This window comes from Acetohalobium arabaticum DSM 5501 (assembly GCF_000144695.1).
GTDB classification, from domain to species: Bacteria; Bacillota; Halanaerobiia; order Halobacteroidales; family Acetohalobiaceae; genus Acetohalobium; species Acetohalobium arabaticum.
Genome location: NC_014378.1, coordinates 1,469,884 through 1,484,059 on the forward strand (window position 1 = coordinate 1,469,884; position 14,176 = coordinate 1,484,059).

General features: G+C 34.2%; 9 protein-coding genes. All 9 read right to left on the reverse strand.

Annotated features, from left to right (window positions below):
- Positions 1-229: 229 nt before the first annotated feature.
- The 9 genes from mntA to acear_RS07205 all read right to left on the reverse strand — a co-directional run bounded on the left by mntA (position 230) and on the right by acear_RS07205 (position 14,175).
- Entirely contained in the window at positions 230-646 is a 417-nt protein-coding gene (mntA, locus tag acear_RS07165; RefSeq protein ID WP_049772666.1) for a type VII toxin-antitoxin system MntA family adenylyltransferase antitoxin, read from the reverse strand.
- Positions 647-747: 101 nt separating this feature from the next.
- Positions 748-1,095, reverse strand: a complete 348-nt coding sequence (locus tag acear_RS07170) for a cupin domain-containing protein (protein ID WP_013278339.1) — start codon at positions 1,093-1,095, stop codon at positions 748-750.
- 48 nt (positions 1,096-1,143) lie between these two features.
- Positions 1,144-1,878, reverse strand: coding sequence for an SIR2 family NAD-dependent protein deacylase (locus acear_RS07175; RefSeq protein ID WP_013278340.1), 735 nt, complete (start codon positions 1,876-1,878; stop codon positions 1,144-1,146).
- Positions 1,879-1,925: 47 nt separating this feature from the next.
- The gene (locus acear_RS07180; RefSeq protein ID WP_013278341.1) at positions 1,926-2,636 is read right to left on the reverse strand and encodes a hypothetical protein; all 711 of its coding nucleotides are present in this window, start codon (positions 2,634-2,636) and stop codon (positions 1,926-1,928) included.
- Positions 2,636-4,477, reverse strand: coding sequence for a BREX-3 system phosphatase PglZ (pglZ, locus tag acear_RS07185; protein ID WP_013278342.1), 1,842 nt, complete (start codon positions 4,475-4,477; stop codon positions 2,636-2,638). Before pglZ ends, acear_RS07180 begins: the two co-directional genes overlap by 1 nt.
- A 137-nt stretch (positions 4,478-4,614) precedes the next feature.
- The gene (locus acear_RS07190; RefSeq protein WP_013278343.1) at positions 4,615-7,221 is read right to left on the reverse strand and encodes a DNA methyltransferase; all 2,607 of its coding nucleotides are present in this window, start codon (positions 7,219-7,221) and stop codon (positions 4,615-4,617) included.
- Between the two features lie 2 nt (positions 7,222-7,223).
- Positions 7,224-10,871, reverse strand: coding sequence for a DUF6079 family protein (locus acear_RS07195; RefSeq protein ID WP_013278344.1), 3,648 nt, complete (start codon positions 10,869-10,871; stop codon positions 7,224-7,226).
- Entirely contained in the window at positions 10,871-11,347 is a 477-nt protein-coding gene (gene brxF / locus acear_RS07200) for a BREX-3 system P-loop-containing protein BrxF (protein ID WP_013278345.1), read from the reverse strand. Before brxF ends, acear_RS07195 begins: the two co-directional genes overlap by 1 nt.
- Before the next feature lie 176 nt (positions 11,348-11,523).
- Positions 11,524-14,175, reverse strand: coding sequence for a S8 family peptidase (locus acear_RS07205; protein WP_013278346.1), 2,652 nt, complete (start codon positions 14,173-14,175; stop codon positions 11,524-11,526).
- Position 14,176 lies beyond the last annotated feature (1 nt).

The window sequence follows — 14,176 nt, forward strand, 5'->3', positions numbered from 1 at the left end:
AAGCACTTATAGAGATGCTTACACTTCTATCTTGAGCAATAAAAGTATCTCTGAGTCTAGCACCTATGCTAGATAGGAGTAGTGACGCTTTTTGTATAACCAGTCTTTGACTGGGTAGGCGTTGGACACGCCGATTGGGTAACTTGCTTGATATTACGGGTAATTCCCATAAAAGCAAGCGACCATGAAGCTCGGTAATTCATTGCCGAGTAGTTCACTAACTATTTCTTTATTTACCATCTGTGAATTTCCTCCCTAGTTCACTTTCATACATATTATAGAAATACTTCATATCAAGATAATTACTCAAAGCTTCACTTTCTTTTCTAACCCGTAATTTATTATCTTTACCAATAATCAATTGCCCTTTTAAGATCTGATGCTTTAATCGCAAATCTGCATTAGAAAAAATTACAACATCAACTTCTCTATCCAGCAGTTCTTCTAAACCAACTGCTATCTGCAGCTTGAAATCAAAAACAGATAATTTATCCAACTTATCATCCAGCATCAGAGCTATATCTATATCACTTTGATTATTGAATTTATCTTTAGCCACCGAACCGAATAGATAAACTCCAATTATCTCCTTATACTCTTCGCAATACTCTCTAACGGTAGTAATGATACTCTCTTTATCCATCATCACCTCTCACCTCTACATTATGAAATTTACTTAATATGTAAAAATAACTTCGGATTTTCCCTGATAAATTTTTTCTACTTTCATTCTAACCACCTAATCCCTTATTCTTCAGCAACAGGTATTAGACAGATAAATTCAAAAGATTCATCGTAAGGATTCTTAAATTGGTGCATCTTATTTGCTTCCACATAGCCAGACATTCCAGGCTGGACTTCTATCTCTTCTTCTTTGGTTACCAAGATTCCTTTCCCTCGGACAAAGTAATTTTCATGTTCCCAGTCATGCTTATGCCAAGGAGTGTGGCCCCCAGGCTCGACAGTAAAGTAACGCATGCGAATGTTGGAAATCCCTTCATCTTCTGTAGTCAAGACCTGTTTCACAGTCCCCTTAATCTTCTCCCCATCACTAACATTTTCCTTTTTAATCTCTTCTATTTTGTTCGTAGACATTGTAGTTCCTCCTCTTATTATTAATCATACATTTATTCTTTCTTTTTATCAATATGAAGTTCTATTTATGAAATCTACAACTTCAGACAACACCTCACCTGCTTTTTGATTAATTACAACCTCGGCCTGTTGGTCCAGAGTAGTCTGCTGTAAATTAATCACAGCCTGTTTGTCTGCCAGCTTAGGCAGCATATTGGCCGGTGCCACTTCGAGACTAGAGCCTATAACCAATGCCAAGTCAGCTTCTGATACTACTTTTCGGCTCTGAACAAAGTCTTCGGGCAGAGGATCGCCAAAAAGAACTATATCGGGCTTAATTAAGCCACTGCACCGGTCACAATCAGGAACATCATTCCGCTTGAGCTTACTAAATATCTCCTCTATATCATACTTCCGTTCACAGCTTAGACAGGTCCCGCTGCGTAGATGGCCGTGGATTTCTAATACGTTCTGTGAGCCGGCCTTCTGATGAAGGCTGTCTACATTCTGAGTGATAACTGCTTCTAACTCTCCAGTCTCCTCTAATTCAGCCAGGGCATAATGGGCCGGATTAGGCTCAGCTGCTCTGATCTTCTCGAAGATATTCTGGCCGAAGCTGTAGAAACACTTAGGATTCCTTTCGAGCGTATCATTAGAAAGTACGATGGAGTTCTCCTGCTGCCAGAGGCCGCCGCTGCTGCGGAAGTCGGGAATTCCGCTTTCGGTAGAAATGCCTGCGCCGGTAATTGCTACAGTTCTCTCGCTTTCGTGGATGAGCCGGGCTAGTTTTTTGAGTTTGGTCATGTTGGGCCTCCTTTACTCAGTTTCAGTTAGAAACTTCTCGTTTACTTTCAATACAAAGTAACAATCGCTGCCTGTAATCTTCTAGTATAATCCCAGTGAACATTATTATATTTTTGGGCTATTTCCCTAACATTCGGTAAATCAAAATAAAATAATAAATATTCAGGTAAATCATTTAAGGATATTTGAGGAGACTTTAGATAAAATTTGCTATATAACTTCAAAAAGTTAATAAAGTTCTCTTCATTAACTATTAATCTTTTATTCCAGATAAAAATCTTTCTATCTTGCTGCTGTAAAATACCAAAATCAGTTAAAGTACTGAGAAAATTCCTCAATGATCGCCGTGCAATATCTCTTTCTCCAATTCGTTGATATGCTTTTTTACGTAAAAAAGCAGCATTTATTTCTTGCTGTCTTTCATATAAGTTAAATAATTGTTCAGAAAAATACTGCAAGATAGGGGCTTTAACTAATAAATTAAAAAGCATGACAGGCTTTACTTCATCCAATTGCTGCTCTTTAATTAATCTAAAAATCAAACTATCCTGCACAGAACGTTGTCGCGGCTTATCCAAATCCTTTAAAAAATAACGTCCAATTACGGTTCTGACTTTACGTTTCCCTGTCTTCCCAGTCAATTCTTTTAATACTTCGTCCAATTCTTCTTTATGCTCTGAAAGCTTATCACCAACTTCTAACCTTTGAATCATTTCGTATACCCATTCTGGCTTTAAAGGTCTATCGAATCCTTTCATTATTTACTCACCTCTATAAGTGGAATAATTACTTCTTCAATATTTGGTCCTCCATGGGTTAAGGCCGGTCTTTTATTACCGAATTTTTTTCTATCCCGCATAGTAACGATATAGTCATCTCCAATAATATTAGGAAAGTTTAATATTAATTTATTAGAAACTTCAATTTCTTTAGCTAAATTTTCATGCTGATAAACTGCTGCTCTATTGGCTCTATCATCTACAAGATGTCTCGAGGGATGAACACCATTTCCTTTACAAAAGAGATTACCATGGTCTGAAGTAAAATAGATTTTAAAATTATTTGTTATTAATTTCATTATAACTTTAGCTAATTCACTACTCTCTAGAATATCAGTTAAGCTTTTGTAATGCAACTTTGGGTTTAAAGAATTATGTGCTGACTTATCGATAAATCTATAAATAAGTCCTACTGCTTTATAGCCTAAAAGATTAATTTCTGTAGGAACCTCACAATTATCAAAATAAATTTCTTCTTTATTAATATCTAACTCATTCATTAAATACTGTGTAAGTCCCTTTTCCTCCTGATATTTATCATCATTATTTCGAGGTAACTCCCCAGAAAAGATAGCTTGCCTAGAATAAGAAGTTACTGTTGGAATCATAGCTAGACTGAATTTCTCTTTTAGACTAACTGAATCTAAGTTTGTAGTTAAATATTGCTTAACTACCCGCCAATCCTTAAAACTCATACCATCAAAACAGATTAAAGCAAACTTATCCGGCTCTTCTTCAACAATATGAGGTAAAATTCTATTATTTAATGGAGCATATTGAAATCGGTGATCAAAAACTAATCTATCATACTCCTCTTCAACAAAATTTATGAATTTTTCATCTAATCTCTTTTGTAAGGAAATGAAGGATTCATACATTTCCTCTGTATAGGCTAAATAAGAGATCTTACCCCAAATTTTAGCTGCTATCCCCCACTCCCTAATCGATAAATTACCAGTTAACAATTCTTCTAATTTTTCTCTTTCTATCTTAAGCTCCTGCTTTACCGATAGCCGATTGAGATTTTGAATTCCACTCCTGACCCAGTAATTTGCTCTTCCTTCATTAATTACTGTCTCTAAATCAATATCTTCATTACTTAAATCAACAGGCTGCATTAATCCCTGCTCGAAGCAATCATCTATTAAATATCTCAGCTTTGGATCAGAGAAATCAATCTCTGCTCTTTCATTGATTAAAAATTCTTTCCATTTTCCCTCTAACCAGATAAAGAAATCATCTCGTTCTCGAATCTGATTGATATTGACTGTATAATTGCTAGAAACTAATTTTTCCCCTACTAATTCATTAATTGCTCCTGTAATCTCTGATTTTACAAAAAAGTACTTAATTAGAAAAGCAACAATGTTCTCTATTTGATTCCCATTAAGAGCAACTTCATACAATGTTTTAATAACAAATTCCAATGTCTCTCGACTATCCAATTGAGTAAAGAAATCATTAGTTTGATAATAAAGATAAAGTTCTTCAATCTCCTTCTCTTCTAACCAATCTAGCACTTCCTCTGCTAATTGAGGAAAAATATCTCTATAACTAACCTCTACTTCGGGATATTTATCGAGCAAAAAATACGGAATATCATTACCACTTTCAAATATAATAATTGCTTCTTGCTCTTGCTTCAAATTGCGCCTTAATAGTAATTCTGACTGGTAAAGTTCAACAGTGGAATAAAGATCCTTTAATTTTTCTTGCAAGCCTTGAGATTTCAATAATTCTTCGCTATCAATAACCAATATAATATCTGCTTCTATACTCTTAATCTTATCTAAGATAGCATTATACCAACTATATTCCATAACTTTAGCCTCCAAATTTAACATAAGCTAATTGCTTACAGCTTAAATTAGGAAAGAGTTTGCTCTTTTAACTTCTTCTTTTTCTTTTGCTAATAAAACCTTAGCATAGGCCAAAAGGCCTATGCTGACTTTATACTCTATTGGTCTAACTTCATCCGTGCAATATCTACAAAATCTAGAATATCACCACTAGACCTTAATGTAGACTTATATAGTCTATCGGCTACAGTAATGATATCTTCGTAGTTTTCCTTCTGATAACATTTAGTAAAGCCGTGAATTAACGCTTCTTTCCGCACATTCTTAATCTTACGCCGTCCATTCTTGGCTTTATCCAGTAGATCCTTCCATGCCCGCTCTAACTCTCGTTCTCGATTCTCTTCTATCTTCTGTCGTTCTTCTTTTGTCTGCGGTCGACGGTACTTACCATCTTCCATGACAAAGTTATTATCGAGCATATCTCTAAGTTCAGGAATTAAATCTTTAGTTTTAGTTACTACCTGTTCATAACCAGTATAAATTTCGCTATACTCTTTAGGTTCATCTAAGAAATTATGTAACCAAGTTAAAGCAGATTTCTCATCAGTTACAAACATAACCTGATTACCTTCTTTAATATCCTCTATTTCATCTAACTTTAGCGATGCTTTCCAACGATCATATTCATCAGCCTGCTCCTCTAAAAACCAGTAACCATCTCGTTCAATAAAGCTATCGTGTAACAATTGATAGAAATTATTAGCGTTATACTGAATCTTAAAACCATTTTCCACATAATGGGCTAACATTTTAGAGTAAAGCATCTGCTCCGTTCGCTCTATATTAGCTTCTACTGGTAGATGTTCCAACTGTTGACGTATAAAATCTGCTTCAAGACCTTCACCAGCTGTCTTTAAGAATTTATCTTCAAATTCTTTCTTAGGCTTATAAGCATTAATTATTAAATCATTCTTTACTGCTCCTGGAGATACATTACTTACAAAACTGCCAGAATCTTTATCTAAAACCGCAACCTGTGCAATAATAAATCCAGCTCTAGTTAACGATTCTTGTATCTTATTCCAAATGGTTGCTTTTGAATTATTAAATTCTATAGTAATCCATCTATTTGGCTTTAAAATACGATAAAACTCTTTAAAAGATTGCTCCATTAAATTATTGTAGTCTACTAAATCTTTATTTTGAACACTATTTATAATTGCTTCTGAGTTATTATTTTCAATCACTTGTAACCATGAATCAGTCAAAAAATTCAGCTCTGAATACATTAAATTAGAGCCAAATGGGGGATCTATATACATATAGTCAAAACTATTTTCTGGTATCATTGATAAATCCGTCGCTGACCCCAAATTAACTCTAGCATTATCTTTTTTAAGTTGTTTATACTTGTTAAGCTTATTAGTCTTATTTACTCTTCGTTTAAAGTTTTCTATAACAGAAGTTTCTACTCTAAAAGAAGGAATATAAAGATTACCACTTATTGTAGTCACATAACCCCCTCCGCCATGAAAGAAATTACTAACATGAACTATACATTTTTTACTAGATCTTAAAAGTAAACTAGTAAAAATAAACATTAATTTGTCCTTTATTCTCTTATTATCTATTTTTTTAATTTCATTATAAAATTTAGCAAGTACATAAAGATTCCTTTTAGTATAAAAATGATGAATATGAGTCATTCCAAATTTATCATTTCTCCTTGACTCTTTACCTTCTGGCATTCTATAATTAGGCGTGAAATAAGGAATTGTAATATCATCTATTTTTTTAATTAATTCTAAATCATCTTTATCAGGTTTTTTTTCAAATCTTTTGCTTCCAACTGAATAATCAATAAGCACAGGAGATTTCTTGACCCTAATAGATTTCTCTCCTATTAAATTATCGTAATACTCTTCTTTAGCTTTATCACACTCTTTCTTTGTAATTTCAGCATTACAACTAGAACACTTAAATTCATCTTGCATTTCACCTTTTTCATGGTCTATTGCTTCTTCCCATAAAACAAATTCAGATTCACAATATGGGCAAATAAACATATCGCTCCAAATAATATGATTTATTTTCCCCTTATTCTTTTCAATATCAAATAAAGTCGCTTGTTTTCCAGTACGAGTATCTGTCGCTTCTTTCACATGATTAGTTTCATATACCCATCCACACTCTTCTTCTACTTTTGCAATAATTTCTTCTGCTTTCTGTTTTAACTCTTCTTCATTACAGGCAAAATTATAATTAGAAGTAATAAATGAAGCTGCTGGTGATAATTCATTTAATACTGCTTTTCTAGCCCCATATTCTACACTATCTAAACGATCTTCTATCTTTTTCTGCATTTCTTCAGATGGATTCTCACACATTTGCGCTGCAATTCCTGTCATTCCACTGCCAGCAAAACCATCAAACACTATATCCCCTGGCTTAGTATAATGCATAATAAAATACATGATAGCTTTATAAGGAACCTTCGTTACATATTTATGAGCTAAACTTATTGAATCCCTTTTAGACTCTTTTATATCTCCAACAAAAGGCTTCCGTTCATAATCATCACTCTCTGGATCATACTCTGTACCATACTCTCCAATAAAGTCATCCAGATACGGATTAGGACAGGCAGTATAATAAGGCGGATCAGACAATTCTAAGATATCTTCATCTTCACCTTTGGGAAAGCCTTCAATCTCTCTCATTTCATCCAGTAAATCTTCTAGCGGTTCTAATTTATCTTCATCCACAATTATTCCTCCTCTTCTCTATCATCAGCTGGTCTCTTAATTCTGAGATTAGTTCTATCACCCTGAGTTAAAATCTTCTCCTTCACTTCTTCTAATTTATTTGCAAAATCATCATAGTCCAATACTCCACCATTGGCAAAGATAATCTCTTCAATTTCTGCTCCTGATACCTCAATCTCTTCTAGCTCGGAGAAGAGATTATTAAGCGCTTTAACTAATTCTCTATCTATCTTATCCGGTAAAGTCTTCGCAGACTGAATCTCCTCAATTACTTCCTTTTCTGCCTGATCCAATAACCTGATATTATCTTCATAATTCTTAATCTCCTCTAAAATCTGTGCTTCCCATTCATCCTTAATATCATAAATTTCATCCCACATCTCATCCAGTGTATCATCGATATCTTTTAAACTTGAAGCATCAAACTCCGGAAATTGACAATAAGGACACTTATAATTCCCGCTTAAATACTCCTCTTCTAAACTATCGCACTTAGCCCGCGATAACTTATTGATCTTCATCTGTAACCGCTTAAAGTCAGCAGTATCTAAACCTCTGACATCCTTTAGAACCTTCAACTGCTGCAGCTCCTGATTATTCTTAATTTTTTCTAGCTTACTCCATTCAACTCCAGCACCTACCTTCTGCTCATGGGTCTGATAATAAATTTCCCGATACTTTCTCTGATACTGCTGGAGCTTACCTTTTAAAATCCGCCGTTCATCATGTTCTAATAACGTAGATAGATCATCAACAATCTCATCACACTTATCGGCAATCTCTTCTAAAGCAGCAATATCTTCATCAGCAAAGAAGTTTCTATACTCTTTAATAAAATCCATTGACTCTTTTAGATGAATATAAGGATCATAGATCTTCTCTTCAAAGTCAGCCAAAAATTCAATAAAGTTATCCAGAAACTTCAAACCGATTTCTAACTCTTCAAGTTCAAAATCATCAAGTACTATCTTCTTCAATCCCGGTACTGTCTTAACCTTACTAAACTTCTCAATCGGAATATTATCTATTCCACTACGTTTGGCCAATAAAGCATCAAGGTCGATATGTTCATTCGGCTTAGCCTTTATCTTTAAGTTACTTAACTGTTGATCAACTTCATTAATCTTATTCTCAATATCTCCTACTTCATTTTTAAACTGCTTTAAAGCATCCTTTCTATTCTTCTTCTGCTTAATTAGACCTGGGTTTATATCTAATACTCTCAATACTTTAGCTACTTCATTAACTGGAAAGTCCGTTTCCAAAGTAATATATGATATTTCATCAAAAGCATCCAGACCTGATGATAGAACATCCTTTAAGTCTGCTGCTGTAACAGTCTTCCCACCATGCTTCTTTAAATTCGTCTCTCCATTATAGGTCAAGACTACTAAAATTAAATAGACCAATTCTCTATTCAACCCGTAAGGCTTCCCGGCTAACTCTTCTACAATCTCCTCAATCTTAACATTCTTACCCTTATTGTTATTCAATTTCTTCAATATTAGCTTAGCATAAGGAGAGTTATTACTATCAGGATAATTATCACTATCTAACAGCTGCAAGGCCTTAAGCAGATTCTGTGAATTACTAACAGTAACCTGTTCCCCACTACCAAGAATATCCTTAATAGTCCGCTCCACTTCACCTCGAATATTCTCCGGCGTCAATTGATTGGCTAACTTAGGATACTTATCATATTTTTCACTGAAATAAGCACCAAACAAAGCCGGTTTAATCTCATAGTAATACTCCATTAACGTATCAGGCTGCTGACTTAGTAGCCCACCGGCCCCAGCATAACTGGTTCCATTCTCAATCTCCGTGTTAATCACCTTATCCAATAACTTTTCTTTCAACTCTCCTTTACAAGTTTTCAATCTAGAACGCATTATATTCTTCGGATAAGGCGAATTCTTGATCAATGAAGTTAAGGCTGCGGCTTTTTTAAGTAGAGTATCCAACTCATCATCATACTCTAAATTCAAAACCGCCGTACTTCCATCCTGTTTGATAGTAGTCCTATCTCGATAAGGAGATACAAAGACAAAATTGAAATCACCATCTCCCTTTTCTACTTCCGAAGAGCCATCATCATAGATAAACGAACCATATCTAAAGGACTTCTTATCCGGCCAGTAACTATAATCATCATAGACTCGATCATAGTCACTGTCACTATCCAATTCAAAAACACTCTTTAGAACTTTAACTAGCTCTTCATCCGTCGCTCCATCATATAAATCTTCAGTCTTACGCTTAATTATTACATCATAATCTCTCGTATGCTCTAGATCAATATAATAGTAGTTATTCTCACTCTTAGCAATAAACTGACCATCCGTTACTTCCCGCAGTTTATTGAGCACCATCTCAATTCGATCAGCTCCAGAGAACTTATCAGAGATAATTAATAGCTCATTAGCCAACTCCTCTGGAGTCGCTCCGTTATTGGCCGTCTGCCCATATAGCTTCAATACAGCCAGAGCTTTAACAATCCGACGAGCATCCTCCTGTAAATTATCTCTTAAAAGTGGTATCTTACTATTTAAAGTATCGATTGCTTTAACTACCTCTGCTACTTCATCCAGGCTCTTAACAGTATGCTTGGAAGCAATTAGATCGAAGATCCGGTCATAGGTAATAAAAGCAGGAAACTCTTCATCGAGTATCTTCTTAACTTCATCAACAGTAAACTGAATTACGCCCCGCTTCTCAAAGTAGGGCAGTTGATTAAATACTTCAATTACATAAGGATGGACAGGATAGAGATCTATAAATTCATCTATCTTGCTGTGCACTTCTTCAATCTGTTGTCCATAATCAGTAAGTAATTCCTCTAACTCCTCTCGCTGTTCTAAACTCTTATTTAAAGCCCGCTGTGAAACAACCTTTTTGATATCTTCCTTCGAAATAGTCACTATCCGATACCGTTCCGAAGTCCGACCAAAACTATCAGCTTCATCATTAAACTCCGGATCAGTTAAGATATCTTCCTGCATCGATCCAATTAACATAAAATCCATCGTCTGACTGGCCTGGGCCAATACCCGCATAAATTGAGTATCACGGTGCTTCTTCTCTTTCTTAACCTTCTGTTTAAGAAAGTCAGAAATCTCATCAATAATGACAACCAAACCCATCTGGGGATCTACTTCTTTAACCTTACCTAAAATCTCTCTTACTTTCTCTTTATGATCAAATACCTGATCGGGATCAACCGATGGAATCTCAATTCCGTACTTATCTCTTAACTTCATCTCTACTCGATCATAAAAATAATGGCTTAAATCAGTCCTGCCTGCTTGCAATTCAAATTGGACTACTGCAAACCTCCGATTAAGATTACTCTCAAAAGCTTCTCTTACTTTTTCATCCTGAATATAGGATGAAAAATCAGGATTGTCCAGTAGTGCAGATAAAAAAGCAAGCAAATGTGATTTACCGGAACCATAACTACCGATAATCTGACAGGATTTATGTTTAGGCTGAGCTAAGTCTTCAGCTATCTCTTGTAAGTATCCCCGTAATCTTTCAGAAATAATATATTTGTCTACAAGGGCCTTACAACTTTCTTCATTCTCTAAATCACTATCAATATCGATTACATCTTTAATTTCATCAAAATTAATCAAGTCTTTAACCTGCATTAATCATCGCCTCCAATAATTACATTATCTATCTGCTCACTAATAACCTCCGATAAATCCATTTCACAGTAATCATCACGTCCCGGACGGGAATAAATAGCTTTATTATCCCTTATTCTAGCATCTAAGAATAATACCGCTTCTCTACTACCTCTCATCAGATATTTAAATGCTCCAAGCGGAGTAATCTTATCCAGTTCCGGAGAACATAGTATACTGGTATTAGTTAAAACTATTCTATCACCTAAAGTATTTACCCACTTTTTTATCTTATCTCCAATCCTTAAATATATCTTACCTTCTGGAATATCTTCGATTAAATCCAATACATTCTCTTCAACATCATAGACTTCCCAATCTTTATCTTCCAAATAAGCAGTAATCTCATCAACTTTAGCCGGATTATCACCAACTAAAGTCAATAACTTATAGTGATTATCTCTGCTTACTCTTATGAGATCATCAAGATTGACCATTCTATCATCCTCACTTTCTTAATATATAATTGTTAATTGATAATAAACTCCATTACTTATAATTCTATACAATATCATTAGTCTCCTGTCAAAAACTAAAGTGAATTAATGAAAAATAGGGAATAATATCTTATAAAAGGTTAGGAATTACCCTAACCTTTTAATTTCTCTACATATTATGATTTTAATTTAATATGTTCTCTTACCCCTTGTTCAATCTGTTCTTCTACTTTTTCTTCCACTCGCTGTCTAACCTCTTCATAAATTTTTACTTCTTCGTTTTCATGCTCTAAAGTTACTACCACTGAATAGTCCTCCATAAAATCATCCCTAAAAGTAGCACTATCTCCAATCCAATTATCTTTGAATTCAACCACTAGATAATAAGTATCTCCATAATCTTCACTACTCCTTTGTTTCCTTTCAAAAATTACTCTTTGCAGGGTACTACTACTCCTCAAATTCTTCTTTGGCAATAACTCACACCTTGTCGCTGTTCTCAATTCACTATACTTTTCATCCTTATCATCATTACTAGCTATTTCTAATACTTCCTCTAAGCTCTTCCCTCTTATAAGTTCAAGATTCATAGAGTAGCCACAATAGTCCTTTCGAGTATTTTTTGTTGGTGGTGAGTAAGCCAAAGATACAACAATTCTTCTAATTCCTTTACTATCAGTAAATTCATCCGGAATAGGCACTTCATAAACATTAAATTTATCTACTCCAATTTTTCCTTCCGCATACATTGTTACTCTCTTCTCTGAAGAATAAATAGCCTTATCTAAATTTGGAACTCCATAACCACTAACTCGCAAAAGATACTCATCAAATTCAGCTGGATAACCAGGAGTAACTCTGAGTAAATCTTTTAATTGTGATGGAAGAGAATCACTCTTTAAAAAATCTTCCTTATCACTTTTAGTGATATAACCTTTATTTGAACAGTCTTCTACTTTTTCTTTCAAATCCTCACTTAACTCATCTTTTATCTCATTTAAAAATGCAATAATATCTACGTGACTTTCTTGCATATGCTCTTCAATAGTATCATCTACTCGTGAAGGTCTAATAGCTGAATTAGCCAATAAAGCCCTAACTGTATTACTGGTAAACTCAGAATTATAGTTGAGAACTCTAGCAGCTAAGTTAGCTATTACCGGCGCAGCATAGCTTGTCCCAGTAGCACAAGAAAATAATCGATTATCATTAATAAAATCATAATTTAGAGAAAAAGTTCCTGTCTCCATACTCTCTTCACCCATCAACATTTCATGTTCACCATGAAAATATATATTCCCTCCTGAAGCAATAAATTCAGGTTTTATCGTATCATTTATTCCCAATCCACTCCTAGTAAAGGGAGCCGGCTGTTTAGCTTTTGCTACAGGAATCTTTTTGATATTTAGCTTTTTTTCATTATGTTTTATAAATCTTCCCGAAGTTCTCAACTCATTAGCAACCGCTCCTACTGTTATGCAGTTAGTAGCCGTTGCTGGATCTAGTAATCCAGATTTTCTCCTGAATAAATATCCAGGATACTCTGTTACAACTTTTTCTCCCTCAAGATTTAAATCTTTATCAAAATGCATCTTACTTATATTCCCTGTTGGAACAACTATAATCAAATCTCTTTCTCTAGCCAAATCATCCAATATCTGAGCCCAATGACTCTGATATTGATTCCCCATAAATACTTTCTCAGGATCTCCCAAAGAAATATTAAACACACGACAATTAAATTCATCATTATAATATTCAATAGCTACCTTTATCTGTTTAATATATAATTTATCTGACGGACCAAGACAGTTATTTTCATCAGTCACCCGAGCACTAAATAATTTAACCTCAGGTATAAATTCTTTCTTTTCAATACACTCTTCAACATCTCCATATAAAGCAATACCAGCTACAAATGTTCCGTGTCCACTTTCATCTATACCATCATTTAAATCATCCCGAAAAACATCATAATGAACAAGAGCATCTTCCAATAAATCATGATTAGGCATAATACCACTATCTATAATACAGACACCATTTGCGTCTTCATCAGGCTCACCAAAACTAATATCATCCAAATCAAGACTAACTTTCTCTCTAGCCTCAGACCTTAATTTAGGAGGAAAATCTATCTGACAAACCATCTCTTGTTCAAGTAATTCCTTTAATGTAAAACCATCTGTTTTTATCCGTAACAAATGTAAGTTATCACTAGTATAATAATCTGTTATTTTTCCATTTTGATCCATGACCTCTTCTAAATCTTTTCTATCTTTTTCAAGTTCTGAATCCCTATGCCACAATTCAATATCTAACCAATATTTTTTATCATCAATTATCTCTTCATTTTTAAGTTTAGGACCCTTTCTATCCTCAGCATCTAGGGGTTTTATACTTATTATATTATCAAAAATATTTCTATATTGAGGATATTCTTTATCTGTTAACTCACCTTCAGAATATTCTTGCCATTTTTCTAAAAAAATCTCCATTCCCTCTTGATCTGAAAAAACAACCTGTTCCTTATTACCTGGTAAATTACCCAAAAAAATAAATCCTGCTCTTCTTAGCTGATCTTTAGAAAAAGAATTTTCATATTCAATTTTAAATATTAATCGCGGATTAATCCCTGTATCTTTTGCTTTTATATTAATTGTTTCTTGTACTTCATCTATATCTTCTTTTATTTTTCTAGAATGTTCTTTTCTATCTTTTTCAGAAGGGCCTATACCTCCCCCATATTTATATCTTTCATCTTTATTATAAGGTGCGGCATTTACAAGCTCTAAATGAGGATATACAAATTCATTATCCCCTGACATA